Annotated in this window: 19 protein-coding genes; 5 read left to right on the top strand and 14 right to left on the bottom strand. The window is 65.7% G+C overall.

Annotated elements, in window-relative coordinates; translation table 11 throughout:
• Positions 1-4: 4 nt before the first annotated feature.
• Positions 5-619 carry a TetR/AcrR family transcriptional regulator gene (locus tag DI041_RS00580; RefSeq protein WP_136637966.1) on the top strand — a complete coding sequence of 205 codons (615 nt, stop codon included), beginning with the start codon at positions 5-7 and terminating at the stop codon, positions 617-619.
• Positions 620-713: 94 nt separating this feature from the next.
• Here the strand turns inward: DI041_RS00580 and DI041_RS00575 are convergent, their stop codons facing one another.
• From DI041_RS00575 to DI041_RS00560, 4 genes are all read right to left on the bottom strand, one after another.
• Positions 714-1640 carry an ABC transporter six-transmembrane domain-containing protein gene (locus tag DI041_RS00575; RefSeq protein WP_136637967.1) on the bottom strand — a complete coding sequence of 309 codons (927 nt, stop codon included), beginning with the start codon at positions 1638-1640 and terminating at the stop codon, positions 714-716.
• 200 nt (positions 1641-1840) lie between these two features.
• Positions 1841-2917 carry an ATP-binding protein gene (locus DI041_RS00570; protein ID WP_136637968.1) on the bottom strand — a complete coding sequence of 359 codons (1077 nt, stop codon included), beginning with the start codon at positions 2915-2917 and terminating at the stop codon, positions 1841-1843.
• A gap of 3 nt (positions 2918-2920) precedes the next feature.
• Complete coding sequence (locus tag DI041_RS00565; RefSeq protein ID WP_136637969.1) at positions 2921-3637, bottom strand: response regulator; 717 nt, start codon at positions 3635-3637, stop codon at positions 2921-2923.
• Positions 3638-3690: 53 nt separating this feature from the next.
• Positions 3691-4260, bottom strand: a complete 570-nt coding sequence (locus DI041_RS00560) for a hypothetical protein (protein WP_248298395.1) — start codon at positions 4258-4260, stop codon at positions 3691-3693.
• Positions 4261-4495: 235 nt separating this feature from the next.
• Here DI041_RS00560 and DI041_RS00555 point away from each other — a divergent pair, with 235 nt between their 5' ends.
• Both DI041_RS00555 and DI041_RS00550 read left to right on the top strand, forming a co-directional pair.
• Positions 4496-5677 (top strand): efflux RND transporter periplasmic adaptor subunit, encoded by a 1182-nt coding sequence (locus DI041_RS00555; RefSeq protein WP_136637970.1) that lies wholly within the window; start codon positions 4496-4498, stop codon positions 5675-5677.
• A 2-nt stretch (positions 5678-5679) separates the two neighbouring features.
• A complete protein-coding gene (locus DI041_RS00550) occupies positions 5680-7623 on the top strand; it encodes a MacB family efflux pump subunit (RefSeq protein ID WP_136637971.1) in 1944 nt (647 codons plus the stop codon).
• Positions 7624-7757: 134 nt separating this feature from the next.
• On the opposite strand, the gene DI041_RS00545 is transcribed toward DI041_RS00550, so the two are convergent.
• The 6 genes from DI041_RS00545 to DI041_RS00520 all read right to left on the bottom strand — a co-directional run bounded on the left by DI041_RS00545 (position 7758) and on the right by DI041_RS00520 (position 13647).
• A complete protein-coding gene (locus tag DI041_RS00545; protein ID WP_136637972.1) occupies positions 7758-8921 on the bottom strand; it encodes a M23 family metallopeptidase in 1164 nt (387 codons plus the stop codon).
• A gap of 103 nt (positions 8922-9024) precedes the next feature.
• The gene (locus DI041_RS00540; protein ID WP_046983351.1) at positions 9025-10734 is read right to left on the bottom strand and encodes a sensor domain-containing diguanylate cyclase; all 1710 of its coding nucleotides are present in this window, start codon (positions 10732-10734) and stop codon (positions 9025-9027) included.
• 116 nt (positions 10735-10850) lie between these two features.
• Positions 10851-11477, bottom strand: coding sequence for a DNA-3-methyladenine glycosylase (locus tag DI041_RS00535; RefSeq protein WP_136638063.1), 627 nt, complete (start codon positions 11475-11477; stop codon positions 10851-10853).
• Between the two features lie 71 nt (positions 11478-11548).
• The gene (locus DI041_RS00530; protein ID WP_046983350.1) at positions 11549-12508 is read right to left on the bottom strand and encodes a cation diffusion facilitator family transporter; all 960 of its coding nucleotides are present in this window, start codon (positions 12506-12508) and stop codon (positions 11549-11551) included.
• A 73-nt stretch (positions 12509-12581) separates the two neighbouring features.
• A complete protein-coding gene (locus DI041_RS21375; RefSeq protein ID WP_136638064.1) occupies positions 12582-13007 on the bottom strand; it encodes an AprI/Inh family metalloprotease inhibitor in 426 nt (141 codons plus the stop codon).
• On the bottom strand, positions 13003-13647 hold the full coding sequence (locus DI041_RS00520) for a TetR/AcrR family transcriptional regulator (RefSeq protein WP_046983349.1): 645 nt from the start codon (positions 13645-13647) through the stop codon (positions 13003-13005). The genes DI041_RS21375 and DI041_RS00520 overlap by 5 nt, the downstream gene beginning before the upstream one ends.
• A gap of 123 nt (positions 13648-13770) precedes the next feature.
• Here DI041_RS00520 and DI041_RS00515 point away from each other — a divergent pair, with 123 nt between their 5' ends.
• Entirely contained in the window at positions 13771-16056 is a 2286-nt protein-coding gene (locus DI041_RS00515; RefSeq protein WP_211195169.1) for a TonB-dependent receptor, read from the top strand.
• Between the two features lie 17 nt (positions 16057-16073).
• On the top strand, positions 16074-16970 hold the full coding sequence (locus DI041_RS00510) for a tyrosine-protein phosphatase (protein ID WP_136637974.1): 897 nt from the start codon (positions 16074-16076) through the stop codon (positions 16968-16970).
• 53 nt (positions 16971-17023) lie between these two features.
• On the opposite strand, the gene DI041_RS00505 is transcribed toward DI041_RS00510, so the two are convergent.
• The 4 genes from DI041_RS00505 to DI041_RS00490 form a co-directional block, all read right to left on the bottom strand.
• Positions 17024-18688, bottom strand: a complete 1665-nt coding sequence (locus DI041_RS00505) for a tyrosinase family protein (protein WP_136637975.1) — start codon at positions 18686-18688, stop codon at positions 17024-17026.
• A gap of 276 nt (positions 18689-18964) precedes the next feature.
• Complete coding sequence (locus DI041_RS00500; protein ID WP_046983345.1) at positions 18965-19222, bottom strand: hypothetical protein; 258 nt, start codon at positions 19220-19222, stop codon at positions 18965-18967.
• Positions 19219-20571, bottom strand: a complete 1353-nt coding sequence (locus tag DI041_RS00495) for a TFIIB-type zinc ribbon-containing protein (RefSeq protein WP_136637976.1) — start codon at positions 20569-20571, stop codon at positions 19219-19221. The genes DI041_RS00500 and DI041_RS00495 overlap by 4 nt, the downstream gene beginning before the upstream one ends.
• A 21-nt stretch (positions 20572-20592) precedes the next feature.
• Positions 20593-21732 carry an SPFH domain-containing protein gene (locus DI041_RS00490; protein WP_046983343.1) on the bottom strand — a complete coding sequence of 380 codons (1140 nt, stop codon included), beginning with the start codon at positions 21730-21732 and terminating at the stop codon, positions 20593-20595.
• Positions 21733-21751: the final 19 nt, after the last annotated feature.

Raw genomic sequence — 21751 nt, 5'->3', positions numbered from 1 at the left:
CCGCATGGCTGCACCGAAAAAGACCGCCACCCGTGGGCGACCGCCCACCATCACCCGCGACCGCATCGCCGACGCCGGCATTGCAATGACGCTGCCGGGGCTGAGCTTCGTGGGCGTGGCGGCGGCGCTGGGGGTGAGCCACATCGCGCTGTACAAGCATGTGGCGAATCTGACGGCGCTGCGCGAGCTGGTGGCCGAGGCGATCTTCGAGCGTTGGCAGGCGCCGGCGCTGGATGCCGCTGGCCGGCGCAGCATCGAGGAGGACCTGCGCGCATTCCAGCGCTCACTGCGGGCGCTGGTGGATGCCAATCCGGGCCTGGCGCCATTCCTGGTCAGCCACGGCGCGAAGACGCCGGAGATGCTGGCCCGCATCCAGCGCCACCATGCCGAGTTCAGTCGTGCACATGGCCTGCCGCTGGAGCAGGCAGCGTGGTTGCTGTCGACCGTGGCGTATCACGCCGTGGCGTTGGCCGACACCGTGTACTCGCGGAATGCGGTGGTCGATACGTCGCGGCGGCCACTGGATAGGAAGGCACAGCAGGCCGAGTTCGACCGCAGCATGGAGGCATTGATCATCGGTGCGTTGGCGATGTGCGGACGCACGGCAGCCTCTGGGTAACCCCTCAATCCTGGTTGGCACCGTTGCCCCGGTAGTCGCCAACCTTGGTTGGCGCCGCGATACATCGTTGCCCACCAAGGTGGGCATTTACCGGTCAAGCGGCATCTTTGCGCTCCGCATCGTTCATCCCCGGGCTGACGCGGCGGCCGATGTCCTTCAAGCGCGCCAGCTGATCCACCATCGACGGTGCATCGTCCAGGCTGCCGACGAACGTCCACAGGTAGGTCATCACCGCGTACACATGACCCGGCGTCACACCGTCGGTGGTGGCGAGTCGGCCGATGGTCACCGCGAACAACACCGCCGCCGCCGCGCCAACCACCACGAAGGCCCCAGCTTCGCGATCAGATAGCAGGATACGCAGCCGCGACAGCGTGGTGTAGTGGCGACGCAGCACCGAGGGGCTGACCCGGTCAACCAGTCGGATTTCATGTTCCAGCCGGTTGTTCAGGCGCCCATGCAGCTGCTCGTTGCGGCGTGCGAACGACGGCATCAGCAACACTGCGCCAAGCAGTGCGATCAGGCTCGCGGCGCCCACCAGCGGTTCGATCACCAGCAGCATCACCGCCGCACCGAACATCGATACCAGCGCGGTGGCGATGATCGGCACGTGCTTCTCGAAGAAGTCGACGAACTCGCGGGCCAGCACCACGCGTGCGGCCGAGGTGGAGGTGGCGTGGCCCAGCCTGCGCTGTGCCTGCACCACATTCACCGCCAGGTCGGCATAGATGCGGGTGAAGGTACGGGTATCGACCGCACGGCGGGCGGCACCGACCAGCCAGAACAACAGCACGACGCCGGCGTACGAGATGGCGTGGCCGATGTCGCCGCGGATGATCGCGTCCACCGCGAAGCCGGCAAACAGCGGATACGCCAGCAGCAGCGCGTTCTCCAGCGCCACCAGCGAGAACGTGCCGGTGAGCTGCCACGGGTAGGTGCGCAGGATGGCCTTGAGGGTGGCGGCCGCGTTTTGCTGGCCGATGGTACCGGCGGCGGCCGCCGGATCGTGAGGGTGTTTCATGGGGATGCCTGGGCAAGGTGGAGACAGGGCAGGGGGCTGGATACCTGCCGCCTCCCTGGTCACGCCCAGTATCGGCAGCCCTTTGGAGCGGGCATGGAGGGACGATGGAGATTGCGTGGAGAAATCGGCGCCGTTCAGCGATGCGAATGCCCACCAAGGTGGGCCGCTACCAGAGCAGCGTCTGCCGCAACGTTGCGCCCTCAACGACGTGCATGCACCGGCCAGCGGATCTCGAACGAACTGCCGCCACGTTCGGTGGCCCGGCACTGCGCGGTTCCGTGATGGGCCACGGCAATCGCACGTACTACCGCCAGGCCAAGCCCGGAGCCACCGCTCTGCCGGGAACGCGAGACATCGGTGCGCTGGAAGGCCTCGAAGATGCTGTCGCGCAGCTCGTCCGGCACGCCGGGGCCGCCGTCCTCCACCGCTACGGTGCAATGGCCTTCGGCCAGGGTGACGGCCACCCGCAGCGGACACGGAATGGCATGCCGCCGCGCGTTCTCCAGCAGTGCCAGCACGGCCTGGCGGATGCGTGCGGGATCGCAGTCGGCCAGTGACGGGCGCGCATCCAGGCTTACCGAGAAGCCACTTTCGGTCAGCGCTTCGGACATCGCTTCCACCACTGCCGCCACCTGTACGCTGACATCGCTGCGCTGCAGACGAAGATCCAGATGACCACTCTCGGCCAGGCTGACCACGCGCAGGTCCTCGATGATCCGGGTCAGGCCTTCCAGCTGGGTGAGCATGCTGTTGAACTGTTCCGGGCCTGGCTCGAATACCCCTTCGGCAATGCCCTGCAGGCGGCCGCGCAGGATGGTCATCGGCGTGCGCAGTTCGTGCGCGATCGCGGCGTTCCAGAACACCCGGTTCTCGGACATCCGGCTGAGCCGCTCGGCCATGGAGTTGAAATCGCTGACCAGCGTGGCCGCTTCGGTCATCGAGGTGTCGCCGCCGCGTGCACGTGCCTCCAGATCACCGCTGGCGACCCGGCGCAGGCTTTCGGCCACCGAGTTCAATGGCGTGATGATGCGGCGGGTCAGGCGCGAGGCGACCAGCGTGGCGAAGATGACGACAACGGAGGCGGTCAAGCCGATCCACAGCCACTCCAGCCCCGATGGCATGATGGTTTCCGGCTCGTCGTACCAACGCGGATAGAACACTTCCATCAGGTAGTAGAACAGGTAGAAGCCGCTGATCGACAGCACCGTCGAGCACAGCGAGGCGACCGTGATGGACAGCGTGATCTGGCGGCCGATGCTCTTGCCTTTGGGGTTCATCATTCAGTCCAGGAAACGGTAGCCAACGCCACGGATGGTGGCCGGAATGCCGATGACGCCGACGTCTTCCAGCTTGCGGCGCAGTTTGCTGACGTGGCTGTCCACCGTCCGTTCCTGCGCATCGCCCTCGGGCAGGCAGTTGTGCAGCAGATCCAGCCGGCTGTGCACCTGGCGCGGTGCGCGCGCCATGTGTACCAGCAGGCGGAACTCGGTGAGCGTGAAGGTCAGTGCGTGCAGTTGCTCATCTGTGCGCACGGTCACCTCATGGCTGCGCAGGTCGATCTCGAACGGTCCCTGGCGGATCACCCCGCTGGGCGCATCGCTGGGTTCTCTGGCACTCCGCCGCAGCACCGCCTGGATACGGGCGACGATCTCGGCCGGATTGAATGGCTTGGCTACATAGTCGTCGGCGCCGACGCGCAGGCCGGTCAACTTGTCCACGTCCTGGTCGAGTGCGGTGAGCATGATCACCGGCGTATTGCCACGCCTGCGCAGTTCGCTCAGCACCTGCCATCCATCCATTCTCGGCATCTGCACATCCAGCAGCACCAGATCCGGGCGTAGCTGGCGATGACTGGCCAGGGCCGTCTCGCCATCGACCGCGCGGACGCTGCGCAGGCCGGAACGCGCCAGGTACGCACCAAGGATGTCGGCGATCTCGCCTTCGTCTTCGGCAATCAGGACCAGGGGCGCCTGGCGCATGCGGGTATCGGGTTTCATTGCGTGATGCGGCTTTGGAAAGTGAGCAGGTGAGGGCGATGTCAGTGGAGAGGTCATCGTCGGCGTTCCATGGCCTGTGCTTCCTCGTTGGCGGCCCAGGCCAGCGTGGCCAGCACCAGCGTGCGACGCAGCGACGGCGCCAGCGGTCGCCCTTCACGCAGATCCCGCGCAGCCAGGGCGGATACCGCTGCCGACAATCGGGCCCAGCGCGATGCCATGTCGGCTGCATCCACCCGTGCCTGCAGGCGGGTGGCCATGCGCAGGATGGCGCGCAGGCGGAGCGTCATCTGGGTGGCGACCAGCAGGGTTGCGAGGGCGAGCAGCAGATGCAGCGTGGCACCGGCGGCGGTTGGCTTCGTCTCCGACCAGACCGCCAGGCCGATCAGCGCCAGCGAAGCGGGCGATCCGAGGCGGCTCGCGTGGCCTGGCCCATCGCTGCGGAACCACAGCAGGGCGGTAGCACCGAAGCCTGCCAGCAGGGGCGCTAGCACATGGGGACTGGCCAGCGTCCAGGCCGTGGTCGATGCCAGCACCAGGGCGAGCAGCCACGGCGAAGGCGCGCACCAGGCCAGGTAGGCGCGGCGCACATCGATCGACGGCAGGTCTGGATGGGGACGGAGCACGGTGGGCAGGCAGTCGGCAAGTTGCCGAGGCTAGCCGCCATTGATGGAGACTCGGTCGAGATTGTGTCGAGATTGCGTGGACACGGATCGCCTGGTTCAGCCGCCGGCGGCGTGCCTGAACGGCTGCCGGATCTCCATGCAATCTCCACAGTGGCTCCAAGAAACGTCCACCCCTGGCTTGCAGACTGCGGCCTCAGCGGTCGCACTGGGTGGCCGCCCGCAGCCGGGCGTTTCGATGAACAACCGCAGGATCTGGACCATCGCCGCAGCCGTGGCTCTCATTGCGGGTGCCGCAGGCTGGTGGGTCTTCGCAGACAGCGATGATGCCGCGTTGATCACCGCGCCGGCAAGAGTGGCGGATCTGGAAAAGACCGTGCAGGCGGTGGGCCGGGTCAACCCGAAGGAGCTGGTGGCGGTGGGCGCGCAGGTGTCCGGCCAGGTCAAGCGCCTGCATGTGGTGCTGGGCCAGCGCGTACAGGCCGGCGACCTGATTGCCGAGGTCGACTCGCAGCCGCAGCGCATCGCCCTGCGCAGCGCTGAAGCGGCCACCAACACGCTGCGTGCCCAGCATGCGGCCAGCCAGGCCCGTTACGCCCAGTCCAGCCGTGTCTACGAGCGGCAGTCGCAGCTGGTGGCGTCACGCCTGGTGTCACAGGAAGGTTTCGAGGCCGCGCGGGTGGCACGTGATACGGCGCGCTCGGAGATGGCCGCGCTGCAGGCGCAGATCGACCAGGCCGTGACCCAGGTCGAAACCGCACGTATCAACCTCGGCTATTCCCGCATCGTCTCGCCCAGCGACGGGTACATCGTCGCTATCGTGACCAAGGCCGGGCAGACGTTGAACTCGATGCAGACCACGCCGACCATCGTGATGCTGGCGCAGATGGATACGATGACCGTGCGCGCCGAGATCGCAGAGGCCGATGTGGAGCTGGTCGCGCCCGGCCAGCCGCTGTGGTTTTCGACACTGGGCCCGAGTGGCCGCCGCTACGAATCCCATCTGCAGCAGCTGGAGCCTGCGCCGTCGACGATTGCCGATATGGCCGGCAGCAGTGCGGGTGGCTCGGCGCAGACGCCCAAGGCGGTGTACTACGCCGGCCTGTTCGATGTGGCCAATCCGGGCCTGAAGCTGAAACCGTCGATGACGGTGAAGGTCACCCTGCAACTGGCACGCGCTGCCAACGCACTGCAGGTGCCGTTGACCGCATTGACCGAATCCGAAGGCAAGGACAGCAACCGCGGCACGGTGCAGGTGGTCGATGCAAAGGGCCGCGTCACCGAGCGTGAGGTCAGCACGGGTTTGCGCACCGCGACGGCGGTGCAGATCCTGTCCGGGCTGAAGGCAGGCGAGAACGTGGTGGTCGGCCAGGCGCCAAGCGGCGCTGAGCCGGAAGCTGCCAGCCTGTTGGGGATCTGAGCATGGCCGATGCTCTGCTGGAACTGCATGGCGTATCGCGCGCCTATCGCTCGGCCGCCGGTGAAGTGGTGGTGCTGAAGGATGTCTCGCTGCGTATCGACGCCGGTGAGTTCATCGCCATCATCGGCCCGTCCGGTTCGGGAAAATCAACGTTGATGAACATCCTCGGCTGCCTGGACCGGCCAACCGAAGGCAACTATCGCGTGAACGGCGAGGCCACCGAGCAGATGGCGCCGGATGCGATGGCCCGGCTGCGCCGCGAGCACTTCGGCTTCATCTTCCAGCGCTACAACCTGATGGAGAACCTGAGCGCTACCGAGAACGTGGCATTGCCGGCGGTCTATGCGGGCGTGGATGCAGAGACGCGTACCGCGCGTGCCCGCGGGCTGCTGGAAACGCTGGGCCTCGGCGAACGCACCGCAAACCGGCCGAGCCAGCTGTCCGGCGGCCAGCAGCAGCGCGTGTCGATCGCGCGTTCGCTGATGAACGGCGGCGCCATCGTACTGGCCGACGAGCCGACCGGCGCGCTCGATCACGCCAGTGGCCAGCAGGTGATGGCCGAACTGAAGCGCCTGCATGGGCAAGGCCATACGGTGATCCTGGTGACCCATGACGCTGCAATTGCCGCGCATGCCGGCCGGGTGATAGAGATTGCCGACGGACGTGTGGTCGCCGATCGTGGTGACAGGGCGCCGGTGTTGACGCCCGCTGCGTCCATCGCCGAACGCGGTCCGTCCCTGACTGCCGAGCGCCGGGCGCGCCTGGACGCGGTACGCGAGGCCGCCCGGATGGCGGTGCGTTCGATGCTGGCCCATCGACTGCGGACCTTGTTGACGATGCTCGGCATCATCATCGGCGTGGCCGCCGTGGTGACCGTGGTCGCGCTAGGCAAGGGCGCGCAGGCGCAGGTGGAATCACAGATCAATGAACTGGGCGCCAGCACACTGGAGATATTCCCCGGCGCCGATTTCGGTGACCCGCGCTCGGCGGAGATCGAAACGCTGGTGGTGGGGGATGCCGGCCATCTGGCCGCGCTCAGCTACGTGGACAGCGTCAGCCCCAATCTGACGGGTTCGGTGGCAGCACTGCAGGGCAGCCGTCGTGCCAACACCCAGGTGCAGGGCGTGGGCGCGGACTTGCCGCGCGTGCGCGGGCTGCAGCTGAAGGCTGGGCGCTTCTTCACCGATGCTGAAGTAGATGCGCATCGTGCCGTGGGCGTGGTCGATCAGAAGGCGGCCAAGGCGCTGTTCACCGGCAACCCGATCGGCAGTACGGTGCTGTTGGGCGGCATGCCGGTGGAGGTGATCGGTGTGGTCGGCGCCAGCGCCTTTGCCGGCGGTGCGACGCCCACGGTCTACGTGCCGTATACCTCGGCGGCCTCGCGGCTGCTGGGCAGCCAACGGCTGGAGAGCATCACCGTGCGGGTGCGCGACAACGTGCCGACCACCGCCGCCGAAGCCTCGCTGGCTGCCGAACTGCAACGGTTGCATGGGCGGCGGGATTTCTTCATCTACAACGCCGATCAGATCCGCAAGGCGGTGATGAAGTCCAGCCAGACCATGGCGGCCCTGGTCTCCGCCATTGCCGCGGTGGCGCTGGTGGTGGGTGGAGTTGGGGTGATGAACATCATGCTGGTGTCGGTGAAGGAGCGCGTGCGCGAGATCGGCGTGCGTCTGGCAGTGGGTGCGCGGCAGGGTGACATCCTGCGCCAGTTCCTGATCGAAGCGGTGCTGATCTGCCTGCTCGGTGGTGTGCTGGGCGTACTGTTCGCGTTCGGTGCGGGAGCGCTGTCCAGCCTGCTGTCGCTGGGCGTGCCGTTCCTGTTCACGCCGGGGCCGGTGCTGGCTGCATTGGCGTGTTCGTCGGCGATCGGGCTTGGCTTCGGCTACTTCCCGGCACGCAGCGCCGCGCAGCTGGACCCGATCCAGGCACTGGCGGCGGAGTAGGGCCGCACCCGCTGCAGGACATTGTAGAGCCGAGCCTACGCTCGGCTGTTCTCCGGCCAGACCAGGATGAACCCTGCGCTGCGCGCAGCAAGCCGAGCGTGGGCAGGAGCATTCCCGGCAGCAGAGTGGGTGTGTCAGCGCGGCGGAAAGGCAATGACGATGTCGTTCAGCGGCAACTGGTTGTCGCGCGGCACGGTCACGCCGGGTTTCCAGGCGTCACCTTGGCCGAACAGTTGTGCCTCGCTTTCAGGGCCGAAATCGTCGAAGGACTGGAAGACATAGGGAATGCCTTCGGACCCTTCGAACGTGGGCTTGTTGGAAAGCTGGAAATGCAGGTGTGGCGCAGCGGAATTGCCCGACTGTCCCAGCTGCGCCAGCACCTGTCCCCGTTGGATGCGTTGCCCGGGTCTGACCTTGACGCTGCCTGCGCGCAGGTGGGCGTAGCTGGCGAAGACATCCGGCGCGATTTCCACCACCACGTAGTTGCCGAACAAGCCGTCGGCGGTCAGTGACGATGGCTCCGGTTGTGCGGTCAGTGGGGCATGCTCCGGCTGTCCGTCGCGGGTGGCGCGGACGATGCCATCGGCCACGGCCAGCACCGGTGCCGCATAGCCCACCCAGTCCGAGTGGCGGGTGTGCTGCAGATCCTTTGTACCGGGCCGCAACGCGCGGCCTTGTGCGTTCACGCCGACCAGATCGAGGGCGAAGCGCTGTGGAATGGTCAGCTCACCATTGACCGCAACCAGGCTGCCCCAATGGTGCGACTGCGCCGCGCCCGGTCCTTCATGCGCGAGCCAGCGGCCACCCTGCAGCGGCGGTCCCACGGCCAGCACTGGCGCAGGATTGACCTGCACGCTGGCGCCATCCAGCAGCACGTTGCCGTGGTGCTCGGTGCCCAGCAGCATGTGGTGACGGAGGGTGTGTGGAACGGGCGCGCCGGGTGGCAATGACAGCCACAGGAAAACCACCAGCCGCTTGCCGGGCGCAATGCTGAGGGCCACATCCTCGGCCGGCATCGGCCGAACCCAGCCGCGCAGGGCGGGGCCGTCCAGCGTCAGCAGCGATGTTGCAGCGTTGTCGGCGAACACCTGCAGCGACTGCGGCTGCAGCGCGCCGGTATCGCCGTAGAAATTGGTGATGTGCAGTTCATAGGCCAGATGGCGCAGGCCGTCGCTGCCGATGAAGGGCGCTGGCGCGAAGGGCACCCTCGCTTCGACCGGTGCAGGGGCTGGCGCCGCCAGTGCGAGCGAAGGAAGCAGCAACAGCAGTAGCAGGACGAAGCGGATGCTGCGGGTCATGCGGGTTCCCCAGGGGGCCGTTGGTGCCCGCTGACGAGCATAGCGCTACACCGGGGCCACAGACGTACGGGCAGGTTCGGCAAGCCGGCAGCTGCGGCCGATATCAGGCCGACGGCCGGGGATGCCTGCGCACACGTGCCCGCTCGCGGTACAGCCGGCTGTCGGCGCGCTGCAGGGTGTCGGCCACCGTCTCGCCAGGTGCATGGTGGGTCGCGCCCAGCGAGAAGGGCGTGGGTGACTGCCCGGCGTGCTCCGCATACCACTGTTCCAGTGCGGTCAGCCTCCCCGGTTCCGGGCCGGTCAGCACCACCATGAACTCGTCGCCCCCCATCCGTACCACGTTCTCCGCCGCACCCAGCGGAGAGCGCAGGAAGGCGGCGAACTCCACCAGCACCGTGTCACCTCGCGCATGGCCCTGGCTGTCGTTGATCTGCTTGAAATGATCAAGATCGAACATCAGGCAGGCCCATGGCCGCTCGCCCAGTTCGTCCAGGCGGGGCAGGAAGCGGCGGTTGTAGCTCTGGGTGAGCGGGTCCTTGAAGGACATTTCACGCAACTGCTGTTCCTGCATCCGCAATGCGGTGACGTCCTGTGCATGGCCGAGCACGTAGGGTGGATTGGCTTCGCTGTCGAGCACGTTGTGGTAGGCCCAATAGTGCCGGGTTCCATCGGCAGCGATCAGTTCGATGACGCCGGCATCGGTGTGGTTGACCGTGATGCGCTCGAGATAGGCCTTGAAGGCGGCGCGCTTCTCCGGCGGCATCAGGTCACACAGGCTGCGCCCGATCATCTGGCCTTCGTCGAAACCCAACGACTGCACTGCCGCCGGGTTCACCGACGTCAGCGTGCCATCCAGCGTATGCGTACAGATCAAACCCAGGCTGTAGTGGAACAGACGCCGGTAGCGGGTTTCGCTAGCTTCCAGCGCATCCAGTGCGGCGCGCTCCTCGGTGATGTCCTGGATGGCGCCGACCAGCCGAGGGTGACCATCAACCTGCTGCCGGCCACCGACGACCCTCGTCCAGATGGCGCGTCCATCGGCGGTCGTCATCGGCAATTGAACCTCCCACGACGTGCCTTCCTCGATGCAGCGCTGTACCGCTGTGCGGATGATGCTGCGGCTGTCCTCGCGGTAGAACGAAAGCGCGGTGTCGAGCGTGGGCTCGAAGTTGCTGCGCACGCCATGGATCTGTTTGGTTTCGCGCGTCCAGCGCACTTCGTTATTGACCAGGTCCATCTCCCAGCCGCCTACCCGCGCTGCGCGGTTGGTGCGTTCCAGGAAATCCTCACTGCGTTTCAACTCGCGGTGCAGAGCCTTGGCCTGGCCGACCTGGGCCATCAAGGTGCTGCGCTGTTCCAGTACCTGGGTGGTGACCCGCGCCAGATGCACCATCAGTTCGCGCTGTGAGGGCGACAGTACGCCCGGCATCGGATCGAGCAGGCACAGTGTTCCAATGCGAGCGCCGTGCGCCGAGCCCAGCGAGATGCCGGCGTAGTGGCGGATGCGTGGGCCGCCGGTCACCAGCGGGTTGGTGGAGAATCGCGGATCCTGGCGCGCGTCCGGAACTTCGAACAGCTCATCCTGCTGGATCGCATGCGTGCAGAAAGAAATCTCGCGTGCGGTCTCACTGACACCTTCCAGCCCGATGTTGGCCTTGAACCACTGGCGCTCGTCGGCTACCACCGAGATCAGTGCCATGGTCATGCCGGTGGCGGCACGCGCGGCGGCGACGATCGCATCGAAAACCGGCTCTGGCGGAGTGTCGAGCAGATGCAGACGGTCGAGTTCAAGCAGTCGTTCGGCTTCGTCCATGGCGCGTTTCAGGGCTGGGGTGGCGAGGGCGGCTTCGGCGGCTGTCAGGCACTACGCTAGTGCGTAGCGCGTTATGTATCGCCAGCGTCGGGTGATGCCGATGTGACGCGCCTCGGTCAGCGTTTGCGAAGCGCGCGCGAGGGGCGTACCGAAACGTGACGGTGGTCGCGAACGTGCCAGCGCCAGGGAAAGTCCACCGCACGTGTGATACCGATGCGGGGCCCGACGACCGGGTCGAGCGGCGGTGCGGTGCCGTCGCTGGCAATGATGATCCCTTGGTTCCCGGTCACCAGATCCGCGCCATCGAAGCCGCGGTCCAGTCCGAAAGCCTGCGAGAGCTTGCCGGGGCCGCTGGCCAGATCGTGATCACGCCTGGCCGCCGGGCGCAGTTCGTGCATCCGCTCCAGCCCCGCCAATGGCTCGGCGGCGCGCAGCAGGACGGCGACACCTTCGCCGATTTCACCGCAGACAACGTTGCTGCCCCAGTGCATGCCGTAGGTGAAGTAGACATAGAGATGGCCGGCCTCACCAAACATGCTGGCCGTGCGTGGGGTCTGCCCACGATAGGAGTGCGCGGCTGGATCCACACTGCCGGCATAGGCCTCGACCTCGACGATGCGCGCCGCGCGGCCATCGTCGCGGACCAGCAGCTTGTTGAGCAGCTCAGGGGCAACGTCGGTGGACGGGCGCTGGTAGAAGCGGCGGGGAAGGATCTTCCAGTGATCGGGCAACCAGTCCAGCACGGCGGTGGCAAGCTCTGCAGGAGGAGTCTGCAGTGTGGCGGCGATCAGGTGAAGCCGTTGCGGACGCTGCGTCAATCCTGCCGGGGAGATGCTGCCAACGCCGCACGACGGGCGGCATGAACCTCCGGTGTCTGCGGCTTGATGAACAGAGCTACCAGCTCCGGGTACTCGCGCTTCACGGCGGTCTCGATACGGGTGATGCAGGCCTCGATCTGCGGCGTACGGCGGTCATCCTCGAACTCTGCACTGAGCATGGCCACGACCTGCTCTGGTCCCATCTGCATGGTGGTCACGCCGTTGGCACGGCGCAGGTCCGGATCGGCTTCGGCCACGGCCATGATCCGCTCCGCGACTGCGGGATGGGCAGGCTCACCTACCAGCAGCCCTTTGGTTTCGCGTGCGAGTAGGAAGGCCGTAGCCGCCAGCACGCCAGCAATACACAGGGACGCCACACCATCGAGAACGGGCAGGTCCAGCAACTGGGCGGCGACCAGACCGATCAGCGCAAAGCCAAGGCCGAGCAGCGCGGCGCTGTCCTCCAGCAGCACGGTGAATGTGGAAGGATCCTTGCTGCGGCGGAAGGCTTCGAAGTACCCGAGCGTGCCCTTGGTCCGGCGGAACTCACGCAGCGCCACCCACCACGATGCACCTTCGAACAGCATGGAAATGCCGAGAACGCTGTAGCTCAGCGCATGGTTGGTGGCGGGTTCCGGTCGGCGGATATGCTGGATGCCCTCGTAGGCGGAGACGCCAGCGCCGGCAGCGAACACCAGCAGGGCAACGATGAAGCTCCAGAAGTACAGTTCGCGCCCGTAGCCGAACGGGTGCACCGGGTCCGGCGACTTGCTGGCGCGATGCAGGCCATAGAGCAGCAGCAGCTCATTGGCGGTGTCGACCAGCGAATGCACACCCTCGCTGAGCATGGCCGAGCTGCCGGAGATGCCCGCAGCGATGAACTTGGCTACAGCGATAGCCAGGTTGCCGGCCAGGGCGGCGTAGATGACAAGACGGGAACCGGTGGGGGCGGACATCGCGCAGGCGGTAACGGGCGGTGCGGATCATCTTCCGCGCCCACCCGTGCCCACGGTGTGCAGGGCTGGCGCGTCAGCGTCCTGTGGGGTGGAGATACAGCCGCGTGCCGTCCGATTTCAGCGCGCCCGACCAGCGGCCGCCACCTGATGTGTGAAAGCGGCCGAACACAGTATTGCTGGTGTCGGTCAGCAGCAGCTCATCGCCGGACAGCACCCATCGATTGGCCGGGAAGAAGCCATCCCGACAGCCAGCCGGAACATAGGCGCTGTAGCCGCCGAACCATTCACTGTTCCGCAGTTCGATGGTACAGGTGCTGCCGTTTTCCTGGCCCAGGGTCCAGCGGCCGAACAGGTCGTCGTCGCGGACGTCGCGATTGCGATGGCGGCGGTTCTCTCGCCACCACTGGTCGCTATCGTCGTGGGAACTGAACGAGACCTCTGTCTGCGAGCGTTGCCGACGAGGTGAGGGATCGTGTGAGGATCGGCGGTACGCCTCAATCCCCCATCACCCGCCCGATGGCGTCGGCCAACAGGGTGCGAACCCGTGCCGCAGGCAAGTCCGGATCGCGCACGGCACGCATCGCCAGTCCTTCCACCAGAAGCCGCAGCAGCAGGGTTCGGCTGGCAATCCGCTCTTCGTCCACGACGCGGCCCAGGCTGACGTCGCGCTGCCGCAACCACGCGTGGATGGCAGCGCTGGTCTGCCTGTCATGGGTACGCAGTACCTCGGCCAGCATCGGGTCGCGATGCGCCTCGGCATTGATCTCCGCATACAGTGCCACGCTGGCGATGGCGTTGCCGTGGATCGGCAGCACTTCGCCGCGTGCCCATTGCTGGTAGCACTCCAGCAGGCCGTCCACCAGGTCCGATGCTGCCGGCATCTCGCTGATCGAGGCCTGGTCGTGGCGCAGCTGGCGCTCGATCAGCGCCAGGATCAAGGCCCGCTTGTTGGCGAAGTAGCGGTACATCAGCCCTTGGCTGATCTCAGCTTCGGCGGCGATGTCGCCGATCGAGCCGGCATGGAATCCGCGGGTGATGAAGCACTTCTGGGCGGCATCGAGGATGCGCCGGCGCTGGGCTTCGGCATGGGCGACAGCAGGGTCGTTGGCGGATACGGCTACGGCGGCTTTCGGCGTCATTGCGAGAGGTAGGAGCGTCTAGGGGCGGGATAGTACGTCATAAAAGGTGTGAATGAACGGTCATTCATTTGTAATTGCCGCCTTCCAGACTGCGCCGGCCTCCTCCTTCCGCGAATGAGTCCGATGCGCTACCTCCCGCTGCACCGTCCGTTGCTCACCCTCGCCATCGCCGCCGCGCTGCCGGTGCTGGCCCATGCAGAAGACAATCCCAGCGCCGATGCTGCCGCCTCCGCCGAGGTCGCGCGTACTGTCGCCCTCGACCAGGTGATGGTGACCGCGCAGAAACGCGCCACCAACCTGCAGGAGACGCCGATCTCGGTGTCGGTGGTCGATGCTGAAACGCTGAAGGACCGCAGCGCGATTTCGCTGGGCAGCCTGTCTGATGGTTCCATTCCTTCGCTGCGGGTCACGCCGTTTGCCACCCGCAGTTCGGCGCTGAACATCGGTATCCGTGGCATTGGCGCCTCCGGTGACGCAAACCAGCCGGCCCGCGACGCCGGCGTCGGTATCTATGTCGATGGAGTGTTCATGGGCCGTGCGCAGGGCCTGGGCAGCATGCTCTACGACGTGGAGCGCATCGAAGTGCTGAAGGGGCCGCAGGGCACGCTGTTCGGCCGCAACACCGAAGGCGGCGCAGTGAGCATCGTGACCAAGCAACCGACCGGCGAATTCGGCGGCAGCGTCAGTGCCGGTGTGTCCAACTTCAGCGGCTACAACAGCGCGCTGCACGTGGACCTGCCCAAGGTGGGCGATGTCAGCTTCAAGGTCGATGCAGTGCAGGCCAGGCGTGGCGGCACCACCGACAATCCGATGCGTGGCGAGCGTGACTTCAACAGCTACGACAAGCGTGGCGCGCGCTTGAGTGCGCTGTGGCAGCCGAGTGATGACTTCTCGCTGCTGTACGCGTTCGATCGTTCCTACGATGCCACCACGCCGTACCACACCCAGGTGCTGGTGCCGGGCGCCTACCTGAGCCCACTGCAGAAGGCCGGCGCCAGCCAGGATCGCCGCGACAGCGCCATCCTCGGCGGCCCGCAGGAAGACAACATCGGGCGGACCAGTGGCCATCTGTTGAACCTGTCGTGGACGCTGAACGACAACCTGGAACTGAAGTCGATCAGTTCATACCGCGAACTCACCCAGGGCCAGTTCGACATGGGCCTGGTCGATGCAATCTCGGCCTATGGTGGCGCAGGCACACCCTTCGGGCGTTACAGCCTGGCGCAGGTCTACCAGCACCAGTACAGCCAGGAGTTCCAGCTGATCGGCAATACCTCGCAGGTGCAGTTCCTCGGCGGTGCGTTCTACTACCACGAGACCGCCGGTGACAATGCGCAGACCCCGAACATGCTGGTCTGGGGCCCAGGCGGCAACAGCTACACGGTGAATCCGGCGACCAACCCGTTGGATCTCTCGCGGGTACGCATCGACCGCGCCAGCAAAGCGTGGACCGACAGTCTGGGTGTGTTCGGCCAAGCCACGTGGACCCCGGAGGCGCTGCAGCGCCTGCACCTGACCGCCGGTGGCCGCTATACCCGCGATGACAAGAAGGGCAGCCTGTACATCGTCAATGGTGCGGTGACCAACCTCGCGTTCAAGGACCGCTGGAGCCGCTTCGACCCGATGGTCAACATCGCCTACGACCTTGGCGGGCACGCGATGCTTTATGCCAAGTACAGCACGGGATTCAAGGCCGGCGGTGCCAACTCGCGCTCGACCAACTACAGCGCGTTCGGTCCTGAAGAAGTGACGGCCTATGAGCTGGGCTTCAAATCGCAGTTCTGGGACAACCGCGCCCGCCTGAACCTCGCCGTGTTCGATTCGACCATCGCCCACAAGCAGATGGACTTCTCGCTGCCGTTCGACCCGAACAGTGGCGAGACCCGCACTACCATGGTCACCACCAATGCATTGAGCGATGGCAAATCGCGCGGCGCGGAGCTGGAGTTCAATGTGATGCCGGTGGACAACCTGACGCTCGGCCTCAACTACGCCTATACGAAGATCGACGCGCAGACCGCGACGGACCCATTCGGTGCGGGGGTGCAGGTAACGGTCCAGCCGCTGCTGGCGCCGAAGAACGCCGGCAGCCTGTCTGCCGACTACCTGGTGCCGTTCGCCAATTTCTCGGCACTGAAGTTCCATGTGGACGGCAACTGGTCCGATGGCTACTACACCAGCGAGTACGACCAGATGCTCACCGACAGCTCGTTCGTGGTGAACGCTCGGGTGGCGCTGGTGGATGTACCGGTCAACAGCACCGGCACCACGATGTCGTTCTCGCTGTGGGCGCGCAATCTTCTGGATGAACAGCATCTGTTCTACAAGATCAACAGCGCAGCGCTGGGCCAGAGCGGCATCTTCAACGACCCGCGCACCTTCGGCCTGGATGTGGCCGTCAACTTCTGATTCGACTGGAGATTCCAATGAAGATCGCTCGTACCGAACTCGCTCTGGCCCTGATGCTGGCTCTTCCGATGGCTGCCGCAGCGGTTGCCGCTGATACGCCGCAGGCCGTCGCTGCCAAACAGGTGGCTACCGCCAACACAAAGCCCGCCGCCGCCGATGCGCAGCGGGTGATCCCGCTGCAGGGTGCCTGGAATGTGCGTACCTTCGCTGGCCTGCAGGGCAGCAAAGGGCCGATTCCAGCCGATGCCTTCGTGCGCACCGCCGACCTTGGCCGCCTGACCGATGCCGACCGTGATGTCCTCGTCGCCGCCGGTGTGAAGCTCGACATCGATCTGCGCACCGCCGATGAGGAAGCACAGTCACCGGATCTGCTGGCCCGCGACGATCGCTTCGACTATCAGCGCATTTCGCTGATGGGCACGGAGAAGATGGACCTGCAGAAGATGATGACCAGCTTCCCGGATACGCTGGGCGAGGCCTATGTGCAGTGGTTGGGCCACAGCCAGCCGCAGTTCAAGCAGGTGTTCCAGCGTATCGCCGCGCAGCAGGATGGTGCGGTGCTGTTCCATTGCACCGCAGGCAAGGACCGCACCGGTATCATCGCCGGCCTGCTGCTGGACCTGGCGGGCGTGCCCAAGGCCGAGATCGTGCACAACTACGCGATCTCGGCGCACTACCTGGAAGGGCAGCCGAAGGACAGCGCGATGAACGCGCAGATCATGGCGTTGATCAAGCAGAATCCGGAGATCGGTCGCAGGATGGCCGGCATGTCCGGTACCGCGCCGGACAACATGGTGCAGTTCCTGGCGGCACTGCACAGCCAGTATGGTGGAGCAGAGGGTTACCTGAAGTCGATCGGGGTCAGCGAACAGGAGATCCAGCAGTTGAAGGTACGGCTGGGGCAGGCAGGCTGAAAACTGCATGCCCAAGGCAGGTGCCGGACAGTGCCGGCACCTGCAGTGCGTCATCACGGCTGCAGCGGCGCAACCAGAATGGCGGCGTCGAGCACCGGGAACGTCTGCGGTGCCTGGCCGGACGATGCAACCAGACGGATCTCCAGCGTGGTCGTTCCACCATCGGCTGCATTGAGTGCCTGCAGGGCCCCCAGTTTCTGAGGCAGCGGCACCGCGAACGTGGTGGGATGGCTGTGATCCATCCCGGCCATGGTGGGCCCGAAGAACGATACGGTGCCGGCGTAGTACGGGCTGTCGGCATCCACGGACGAGGTACCGGCCGGTGCGTTGATCAGCACGTCGAACTCGCGGGTGTTGTTCAGGCCGCGTGGTCGCTCCAGAGTCACTTCCGCAATCAACTGTCGTGGGCCCGATGCGGCCAGGTGCGCGCGCACCGCCTCATTGGGGACAGCCACGCGGACAGTGCCATCGGAACGTGTGCCGCGCACCAGCCGCACCGCACCGGCAGCTGCGGGCAGTGCGGCCGCCGTCAGCAGGTCGTTGCGGCCCCCATAGACGTAGTCGTAGTCGAAGGCCGTGGTGGAGAAGAAGGCGCTGGCAGGACGCTCGCCAACGGGCTTGCCCTGTGAATTGACGAAGAACCGGAACGGTTCGTTCATGAACTGACGCCGCTGGTCGACGTTGATGGGCATGATCGGCTTGCCGCGGGATTGCTGCAGCTGGTTCCACACGTCCCACAGGCGGTCCATGTTGGCGTGGTGCAGGTAGAAGATCGGATCGAGCGGCGACAGGAAGTTGGTCATGTTGCCATAGGGGCCGGGGTCGACCGCGCCGACGCCACCGATGCAGTTGTGCACCTTGTTGTGCGGGAAGCCTTCGAGTACCGAGAATTTCGTGGCGCCGTCGGGTTGCATCACGTGTGAGGCCGTACGCGAGCTGGTGAAGCTGCGACTCACATCATCGTTGTAGAACTCGACCGGCGAAAGCCCTGCGTGAATGGTATCGGGAGACACGGCCGAAGCGGTCTTTGCATCGAAGCCGGGATTCTCGCGCCAGAGATAACGGGCGCCGCAGGCGATCGCATAGGCCGCATTGCCCGAGATGCCGGTCTTCTCCGCGGCGCTGTAGCCGGTCACATCGTTCCAAACATCGTCCGCAGTGAGATAGCCACGGAGCTTGAGCTGATCGCGTTGGCCTGCATCCAGCGTTTCCCAGTATCGCTGCAGGGCTGGCCGCATGAACCGGGTGAAGACCGCCAGGTTGCGTGTATACGGCGCATAGGCGCTGTCAGTGGGTGTCAGCACGCCGTCGAACATCGCCGGGGGAATCCGTGGCAGCTCGGTCCAGTCCCAGTAGGGCATGGCGAACTGCGGATCGCCGCTGAGCGTGCGGATGGTCTGCTCGAAGTAGCCGACATAGCCACGGTGCCAGACGTAGAACCACCAGTTGCCGTGCGGGCAGTCCATCAGGTGCACGAAGGCGTTGCGGAACCAGTTGCGTGGATCATCCGCCGGCAATGCCAGCATGGCCTTGATGCCGCGTGCGTAGCTGGCCAGCATGCGCTGGCCTTCGGGGCTGGTGACGTTGTAGCGGTGGTAGCGTGCCTGCGCGGCCTTGTCGGCCGGTGCGGCGCCGCTGGCCCAGGCACCGGACGCGACCAGTGACGCCAATGAAGCGCTGGCGGTGGTGGCAAGAAAATCACGACGTGTGTAGCGCATAGCCCTCCCCCTGGTGATTGGTTGAACCGCATTGGGTTACAAATCACTGGCAGGACCGGCGGCAGCGTGGCGGCCGGTCCGACGGGGACATCCAGCCCCGCCGCTTCCACCGGCAGGTGCAACGATGGCCGGGGTGGAAGCGGCGGTAGTATAGGCATGGCAAACAGAGCTGATCTGCGAAGCAGGCCACAGTCGCAGGCGCGTACACATCTGCCCGGCTGAAGCTGTTCACCGTCGTCGTCGCTGCGTTGTCGATCAGCCAGGCATGGCCTGGCTCTACTGATCGGGCTTCACTCTTACCACCCGTTTCCGGTACTCGTACACGTTGTCACCGCGGATGCGCTTCTCCTCGGTGCCGGTGACCCGGCCCACCTGCTGGTCCGAGCCGGTCACCGGCTGGGCTTCGATCTCGGTTTCGTGTTCGAAGGAATGCGATTTGTCGGTGTTGCGGTAATAGCGGTACAGCGCCCAGTACAGCGCGGTTGCGCCGGCCGGGCCTGCCGCCAACAGCCAGAGACCACTGTCATCACTCATGTCGATGCCACCAGGAAGGCAATTGCGAGGGCTTCAATGACGGTGCCGGTGGCCAGTGCCGCCAACAGCATCTTCCACTGTTGCACGGGCACGCTGCCCATGGTTTCGCCGGTGCGGCCGTTCACTGCGATGTAGTGCAGCATGCCGCCGTTCTTGCCGGGCTGGTGGTACGAATACAGCCACACCGGCAGGTACATCGACACCCAGCGGGTGCCATGCACCTCCAGCTGCTCCTGCTCCCAGCGTACGCCGCGGTTGTAGCGCTTCACCGAGCCCTCCACCTGCGCGCGCGCGATCGACAGCAGCTGATCTTCCAGGCGTGGGCGTAGCTTCTCCACGTCCAGGTTGCGCTTCTCCGAGGTGAAGCCGGCCAGGTACGAGGCGTTCCACTTGACCGCGTTCTTGGTATCGAACGGCAGGATGGTGTTGATGATGTTGTTGGTGTTGGCGCGGGTGTCCAGGTTGCCGCGTTCGGCCGAGGATTCCAGCGGCAGGTCATCGACGGTGAAATCCACCTGGCGCTCGACCTGGTAGACGTCGGCGTCGTAGAGGGTGCGCTTGTTCTTCTCGCTGCCGACCGTGTATTCGCGGGTCTTGATCTCGCCCTTGCCGATCACGGCAGCGCTGACATTGCTGTCGACGATCATGTACGGAAGGAACACGCCCACCACGTTCTCCGGGGTGAACTGATCCTTGAACGCCTTCAGCGCGAACATCCGGCGCTTGTCGACGAACTGGCGGATGCGTGCGACCGCATCGTCCTTCTTGATGTGGAAGGGCAGGACGGCATCGGGCACCGCGCCGTTGGCGATCTGCTCGTTGACACCGAACACATGGCGGCACCAGTGGCAGCGCGCCGTCATCGTACTCTCGGTGTTGACCGTGACTTCAGCGCCGCAGCCGGTGCACTTGAACGTCATCAACGCCGAGGTGTCGGCATCGATGTCACGGGCGCCTGAGGCGATGACGGTACCGCGCAGCTGGTCGATGGCTTCGCCCAGCCCGAATTCCTCCTCGACCCGCGCGCCATGCCATTCGTGACGGCAGTAGAGGCAGACCAGGATATCGGTACCGGCCTTGGGCCGGATGTCGGTGGCGCCGCACCTGGGGCAGCGGTTGAGGCCGTCCTTCAGCTCGCTGGCCGAGGTGTCGATGGCCACAGGATCGGGTGCTTCCACTTCATCACGGATGGCCTGCGGCAGTTTCGAGGTGTCCAGCGGGAAGCTGCCGGGCAGGGGAGGGACGTCCTGCGGCGAACCCGGCCCATCCAACGACGCCGCCGGCAAGGGCGGCGGCGTCGAGGGCGCGGATCCGGGCAGCGGCGGTGGGCCGTTTCGGGGATCGGACATGGTGGTTGTACGTCCTGCCGGTTACAGGCCCAGTGCCTTGGCCTTGAGCGCGTCGTAGTCGCTCTGGGTGATCAGGCCCAGGTCGAGCATTTCCTTGGCCTTCTTCAGCTTGGCCACCGGATCATCGGCAGCCGGCGCGGTCGGCTGCTGCATGCCACCGACACCAAACATGCCCGAAGCCATGCCGACACCGACCAGGCCTGCCGCGCCGCCGTTCTCGCCGGCCGACTGGATGCCCTGGGCAACGCTGGCCTGCAGGTTGGAATTGCCGCGCGAACCGGACAGCGCATCGGCGCGCTGCACGGTCTTCAGCAGCTCGCGGGTGTTGGCGTCGTACTCGATGGAGACGATGGCGGTCTTGACGATGGCCAGGCCGCGATCGGACTTCCACTGGTAACCCTGCTCAACTGCCGCCGACAGGCTTTGCGCGAAGCCCAGCGAATCCTGCTGCAGCTTGGTGATGCGGTTGCCCTTGCTCGGATCGTTCGTGTACAGGCTGAAGGCGGGAGCCAGCGAACCGACCACCTCATTGAACAGCTGGCTGGCGGCGGCGTTGTCCAGATCGGTGAAGTCGAACACCTGGCCCGGCTGCAGATAGCGGGCGGGCACGAAGTTCTTCACGAACAGGATCGGATCGACGATCTTCAGCGTGTACGAGCCACGCGTGACCGCACCCACCTGGGTGTTGAGGAAGCCGTCGTCCCAGTAGATTTCCGACTGGGTGCCGAAGCGGTTGTCCGGCAGTTCCTTCAGCGACACGAAGTAAGCCGCCTGCTGCGAGCCCGGCTGGCCGCCGAACTTGAAGCGCTCCCAGCTCTGCTTGATGAAGGTGCTGACCAGGCCGTCGCCGGCGAAGATCGACTGCGAGTTCAGATCGTCCGAGCGCCATTCGTAGCCACCGGGCTCGGCGACGAAGGCGGTGATCGCGCCGTCCTGGAACAGCAGCAGGCCGTAGCCTTCCGGCACCACGATCTTCGAGCCGTTGCTGATGATGTTGGACGAGCCGCTGGTGTTGGAGCCGCGGCCGGCATTGGTGCCCTGCGGCACCGCCGCGAACAGGGCCGCCGTGGACGGCAGGCCCGCCGGCACGGTGTAGAAGTCCTTCCACTGGTCGGCCAGCACACCGCCTACCGCACCCTTGACCGCCTGTATAAGACCCATGTCCAACTCCCTGTGATTC

It is taken from the genome of Stenotrophomonas maltophilia (genome assembly GCF_004920835.1).
GTDB lineage: Bacteria > Pseudomonadota > Gammaproteobacteria > Xanthomonadales > Xanthomonadaceae > Stenotrophomonas > Stenotrophomonas maltophilia_AQ.
The sequence above is the reverse complement of the archived record's forward strand: the minus strand, read 5'-3'. Positions and strand labels throughout refer to the sequence as shown.